This window comes from Shigella sp. SIG3 (genome assembly GCF_053555855.1).
Genome location: NZ_JBQZXE010000288.1, coordinates 1 through 702, shown reverse-complemented (window position 1 = coordinate 702; position 702 = coordinate 1). Strand labels below are relative to the sequence as shown.

The window sequence follows — 702 nt, the reverse complement described above, 5'->3', positions numbered from 1 at the left end:
TCTGATGCCATTCTATTTCAGGAAGGAGTGTCCGTTAAACTCAGGCTATCTCAATCAGCTATGAAGTTCTAATTTTGATATAATGCAACTCACGAGGACAGAAGTTTCTCGCAATTAAAATTTATCAGTTTTACTTTCTGCTCTCTGGAAACGCCTGCTTCTTTTTTCCCTGAGAGCATTTTTTCGCATTCTGATTTCGTTAGTTTAGATTTTGAATATCTTGTCCAGCTGGTAGGAGAACCACCTTCCTTTTCAATAGTGGCTGTAATTTTATACATGAACACCTCCATTAATATTTTCAAAAACCGTGTTCAAAATGCACTTGGTTTTACACCGGAATATTCTCATCGTATCCTGCTTGTTGCGTTTCGTTTTGTGTTTGTGGATCCGGGAATGCATATTCAACGCCTTCCAGTTCAATCCATAGTGCATTACGACCAGCTTTGATTGTCGGCCAGTCCATACCTTTGATTCTTTCCCATGAGCGGGAGGTGAATGTTTTTTCCAGCAAATCAGCTTTTGCGCGTTTGGCGTCGTTACTGGTGCCCCCATGGTGCTTGTTGAGCAACTCGATAATTTCATCAAGTGCGATTTCTTTTGCACGCTTTTCTTTTAGCCATGTCGGTGTACCGTCGTTGGCAAATAATTCACTGTTATCCCGTGAGGTATCGATGCCGGGGTGTTCACCTCCCAGGTTAAGAG

Annotated in this window: 1 protein-coding gene and 1 pseudogene; both read right to left on the bottom strand. The window is 42.0% G+C overall.

Features of this window, described 5'->3' with window-relative positions:
* Nucleotides 1-89: 89 nt before the first annotated feature.
* The gene (locus ACUU1I_RS20995) at nucleotides 90-278 is read right to left on the bottom strand and encodes a DUF1187 family protein (RefSeq protein ID WP_000276807.1); all 189 of its coding nucleotides are present in this window, start codon (nucleotides 276-278) and stop codon (nucleotides 90-92) included.
* Nucleotides 279-328: 50 nt separating this feature from the next.
* Nucleotides 329-702: pseudogene (locus ACUU1I_RS20990) on the bottom strand (AAA family ATPase); the annotation flags it as partial.